Below are 4,871 nucleotides of genomic sequence, written 5' to 3'. Positions count from 1 at the left end.
GGCCTCACAGTTATAACGATTACCGGTCGCCGGTCGTCAGGGAAAGACTGGCGGCGTGAACCTTAAATGGTGTCCAAGAATACTTGACCAGTTCAGCTTGCTCGCGAATGGGGCGTGTCAGCTGACATCAATGTCGCCTGACGCAGCGCCTTCGCGAGCAAGCCCGCTCCCACAAGGGGCCACATTCACCCAAGGAATTGATTCATGTCCTGGACGCCTCCCCAACACATTCTGTTGTCAGCCATCACCGGTGACGACGGATCGCAGATCCACCAACTGCAACTCAAACCCCTGTTCTACGCCGCGCAGAAAGACGCCCTGGCCCGTGCCGGCGACGACGAGGACGACCAGTTCTTCGAGCTGGCCAAATTGGCCACCGGCCTGTCGGTCAAAGAGCTGGATCAGCTCAAGCGACCGGATTACGTGAGCATCGCCCAGTACGTGCACGACATGTCGACCCGTCCGGCGTCGTACTTTCTCGAGCCTGCCACCGAGGCCGATCCCGACCAGGTGCAACTGCTGCAACCGCTCAGCGTGGCGGGCCGTAGCGTGACCTCGTTGACCCTGGAAATGCCAGCGCTGCGGGCCACCAAGGCGATGAAGAAACTGAAGACGGCAAAGGAACGCGCGGAGTTCATCACCGCCCATTGCACCGGCCTGATGCTGCCCGATCTGGACCTGCTGACCGTGCCCGACTGGACACAACTGCAGGTGCGTATCGACGATTTTTTAAACAAACCGGCGGACTTCTTTCGGAGCGCGACATCGAAGTGATCCTCGATGTCGTGCCGCTCATTTACCCGGTAAGTGAAGCGGAGATTCTGGAGTGGGACGCCGGCAAGGCATTGCGCCGTTACGACATCGCGATCACTCGCCTTGGCGTGAAACAGGAGTAGAGCGGGATGGCAGAGAGTAAGTATTCGCTGTCCGGTGCGGCCAGCATCGAGTTGCCGTCACTGGGCAGTGTGTCTGAAACGTCTGGGCTGAACCTGGCCCTGAGCACGGCCAGTCTCGACATCCGCCTGCTGGTGTCGGAGCAGGTCAAGTTGCGCGAAGCGCTGGCTTCGTTGAACGTCGCTCTGTCGACGCAGCAGTCGTTGCTCAAAGCCGGCGCATCGGTGTCGGCGTCAAATGAGTCGAAGTCCAAGCTCAAGGCCGAAGTTGACCAGCAGGCGCCACCGGGTCTGCTCAAGTCAGCGATGGCGACCGAGTTGGCGATGGTCGAGCTCAACCAGGTACTGAAGCTGGACACGGCCGCGTTGCAGCAGCTGTCGCAGGCCAACCTGAAAATGACCGCCGACAAACAGGTCGCGCCCAGCGGGGCCACGGCGGTCCAGTTGGTCCAGGTCGAACTGGCGGCAGCGAAGGCGGGCATCGGCGAGGGTTCCGATCCGGCCAAACGGCAGGACGAACTGCTGAACTTCACCCGTGACAGCGCAGTGATGGCGTCGGCGCTCAGCCTCGATGTCAAGGCCGCCAGCGAGATGTTGCTGGGGTGGCGCAGTGCGATGAACCTGGATCGGGGGCAACGTCAGACGCTGGCAGATGCCACCAACCACCTCGGCAACAGCGGCCTGAATGTCAAAGCGGCCGACATCGGCGCCGTGGTGCAGCGCAGTGGCGAGGCGGGCCTCGCCGCGGGGATGACCCCGGAACAGGTGGCGGCCCTCGCGGCGGCGTTCCTGAACAGCGGCGTGAGCAAGGCCGATGCTGGTGACGCGGCAAAAGGTTTCACCACGGCATTGGCCCAGGGCAACGCGGCAACGCCTGAGCAACGCAAGGCCTGGGCCGAGCTGGACCCCAGGCTTGATCCTGCTCTGATCGCCAACGGCTTGCGCAACGACGCGGCGGGCACGATCAGCCAGGTGCTGGAAGCGCTCAAGCAGAAGCCTGCGCAAGAACGGCAAGCGCTGAGCAAGACCCTGTTTGGTGACAACACCGCGATTCTGGAACTGCTGAAGAAGCCGGAGGGTGTTCAGAAAGCGTTCACGTTGGTGTCCGAACGCACCCCCGATGGGGCGCTGCCGAAGTTCAACGGCTCGCTGGCGGCCACCGCCGAGGCGCTGGGGAACACGTCTCAAGGGCGCTTCAATGCGCTGGATGCCAGCAAGAACCGGATGCTCGCTGAGGGCGGCAATGCCTTGGCGCCGTTGACCGACGGCGTCATGGTATCGCTTGGCGCCCTGGCCGATGGCCTGAGCGAAGTGGCCCAGGCGCAACCGAAAGCGACCGCCGGATTGCTGGTGCTCGCCGGGGCCCTGGCATTGGCACGCGGCGCCGAGATCAAGGTCGCGATGGTTTCTGCCGTCACGGCGGCCGCGACGAAACTCCTGGCGCTGGCCGGTGCCAGGCAGATTACCGAGGGGCAAGACCTGACGGTCGATGCGCCGGAACAGCGCCGCAAGGGCAAGAAAACGACCCGTCGCGCCAGGCAAGGCAATGCCGCTAAGTCCGCTTCCATCCCGGTACCTTCCATGACGAGTGAGAGTCGTTTGCTGGGCGCCGCCCGGATGGGCTCGGCGGTCACCCGCCGTGCCGCGCCGCTGATGTTGCTCAGCGCTGGCTACGATGTCGCCAAAGGCCTGCAAGACGGCGATGACAAAGCAGTCGGCAGGGCATTGGGTTCTGCCGGTGGCGGACTTGCAGGCACCTACGCCGGTGCCGCTGCTGGCGCGATGATCGGCAGCGTGGTGCCCATCCTGGGAACTGCGGTGGGAGGCGTCATCGGTGGTTTGCTGGGGAGCATGGCGGGCAGTTGGGGCGGTGAGTGGCTGGGTGAAAAACTGGCCATGCCCGCCGACAAGCTCGACGCCCCGGAACAGGTCAGCAAAGACCTCACCAGCAGCCAGACCAGCACTCAACAAAACACCATGACCGCCAATATTTACATCAACGGTCAGGACCAGGCCAGCGCCAGCCAGTTGGCCAATCTGGTGGTGCAGCAGATTACCGGCCAGTTCGGCCTGACAACCATGCCCAACTCACTGGCCATGCGCAGTGACGCGGCCCTGACCGACGGAGGTACGTGATGCGTCAGCAAATGGCACTCGGCAGTTTCATTTTCGGGCTGTCGAGAAACTTCGCGTACCACTCGCTGGTACGCACCTCGGATGGCGGCTGGAAGAGCATCGACATTCTCACCAGCAAACCCAAGTCCAGCCAGGTCGGCCAAGGTCTGCAAGGGCTGACCATCACCGGCAAATCGATGTACGCGACCGCCATGGATCGGCTCGATGAGCTGCGGGCATTGCAAGCCCTGCGCGTGCCTGTGCCGTTGGTGGATGGTATCGGGCGCAACTGGGGGCTATGGCAGATCAACAAGGTGTCGGAAACCCAGACCGAGGTTATTGATGACGGCACGGCGATGGTGGTCGGCTGGGTGATTGAATTGACGGAGTTCGCCAATGCGTAGGGTTCGAAGTATCGCCGGTGACTCGGTGAATCTGTTGCTGTACCGCGAGCTTGAGTGTTGTGACGATGCCACCGAGCAAGCGCTCTGGCTGCTCAACCCCGGGCTGGCCGAATGGGGGCCGGTGCTGCCGGCGGGGGTGTGGGTTGCCTTGCCGGAGGTGGATCTGAAACCCGTTGCACCCGCACCGGTATCGGCTTGGGATTAAGGAGGCAACATGTCACTGGGTTTCACGCCAGCAGTGGAAATCTATGGTGCGAACGCGGCACTGCTCAACGAGCGCCTGCTCAGTTGGACCCACGTCGACGCGGCGGGGATCGAATCCGATCAGTTGACCCTGGTCATCAGCCTGGAAGGGCTTGAAGGGCTGCCCAGCCTCGGCGGAAAAATCGGCCTGCGGGTGGGCTACCTGGAGTCCGGCCTGGTGGACAAGGGCGAGTTCGTCATTACCCGGCGCACGCCGACGCTGTTTCCCCTGCGCTTGACGCTGGTGGCCATGGCGGCGCCATTCAGTGCGGCGGACCAGACCGGATTCAAGCAGCGCCGCTCCGTCAGCCATGGCCCGACGACCCTGGGCGCGCTGTTTCGTGAACTGACCGCCAGGCATGGTTTTTCGCCGCGTGTGGCGCCGGAGCTGTCGCTGATAAAAATCGAGCACATCGACCAGTCCAACGAAACCGATATGGGCTTCCTGACACGGTTGGCCCACCGGTATGACGCCATCGCTAAGCCGGTCAACCAATTGTATGTGCTGGCTCGACGCGGCCAGGCGAAGTCGCTGTCGGGCAAGGTTTTGCCGCAGATCAAGCTGTCGGTGACGACCAACAATCGTCCCGGCGATCAAGCGTTTATCTCAGCCGTCCTTGATGAAACCGCCCGGGCGAAATACCAGGGCTGCAAGAGTCGCTGGTGGGATGCGGCGGCGGGCAAGGTGCAGGTGGAGGAGAGTGGCATCGCGCCGTTCAAGATCCTTCGACAGCATTTCCAGAGCGCAGAAGACGCCCGCGCCGCCGCTGAAGGCGAAGTGCGCAGGCTGATGCGCGAAGCCCTCAAGGTCGCCATCGAGTGTCCGGGCAACCCGGGGTTGTCCGCCGAAGGCATCGTCCTGCTGGACCCGACCTGGCCGGATTTCATGCGCGGCCGCTGGTCGATCGACAAAGTCACCGCCACCGGTGACCGGGAAAAAAGCTATCGCTGCAAGATCGACGCAACCTGCCTGGATGCCAAGGCCTGACTCCCACCCTGGATCGCTGGCGACCACCGAATTTGGGAATGACGCAGGACCTGTGGGAGCGGGCTTGCTCGCGAATACGCCAGCACATCCGGCATCTATTTCGACTGAGCCACCACCATCGCGAGCAGGCTCGCTCCCACCCTGGATCGTTGGCGACCACAGCATTCGTGAATGACGCAGGACCTCTGTGGGAGCGAGCCTGCTCGCGAAGACGTCGGCACATCCAAC

5 protein-coding genes are annotated in these 4,871 nt (G+C 62.9%); all 5 read left to right on the top strand.

Features of this window, described 5'->3' with window-relative positions:
• Window positions 1-204: 204 nt before the first annotated feature.
• The 5 genes from FBY02_RS27910 to FBY02_RS27890 all read left to right on the top strand — a co-directional run bounded on the left by FBY02_RS27910 (window position 205) and on the right by FBY02_RS27890 (window position 4,643).
• A complete protein-coding gene (locus tag FBY02_RS27910) occupies window positions 205-774 on the top strand; it encodes a phage tail assembly protein (RefSeq protein ID WP_144931746.1) in 570 nt (189 codons plus the stop codon).
• Between the two features lie 128 nt (window positions 775-902).
• Complete coding sequence (locus FBY02_RS27905) at window positions 903-3,029, top strand: phage tail tape measure protein (RefSeq protein WP_144931744.1); 2,127 nt, start codon at window positions 903-905, stop codon at window positions 3,027-3,029.
• On the top strand, window positions 3,029-3,412 hold the full coding sequence (locus tag FBY02_RS27900) for a phage tail protein (RefSeq protein ID WP_024779062.1): 384 nt from the start codon (window positions 3,029-3,031) through the stop codon (window positions 3,410-3,412). The genes FBY02_RS27905 and FBY02_RS27900 overlap by 1 nt, the downstream gene beginning before the upstream one ends.
• Window positions 3,405-3,617: a tail protein X gene (locus FBY02_RS27895; RefSeq protein WP_047701972.1), complete on the top strand. Its 213-nt coding sequence runs from the start codon at window positions 3,405-3,407 to the stop codon at window positions 3,615-3,617. Before FBY02_RS27900 ends, FBY02_RS27895 begins: the two co-directional genes overlap by 8 nt.
• 9 nt (window positions 3,618-3,626) lie before the next feature.
• The gene (locus FBY02_RS27890; protein ID WP_144931741.1) at window positions 3,627-4,643 is read left to right on the top strand and encodes a contractile injection system protein, VgrG/Pvc8 family; all 1,017 of its coding nucleotides are present in this window, start codon (window positions 3,627-3,629) and stop codon (window positions 4,641-4,643) included.
• Window positions 4,644-4,871: the final 228 nt, after the last annotated feature.

The sequence above is a fragment of the Pseudomonas sp. SJZ078 genome (assembly GCF_007828255.1).
In the GTDB taxonomy this organism is placed as follows: Bacteria; Pseudomonadota; Gammaproteobacteria; order Pseudomonadales; family Pseudomonadaceae; genus Aquipseudomonas.
Note: the sequence above shows the minus strand (reverse complement) of the source record. Positions and strands in the feature narration are given on the sequence as shown.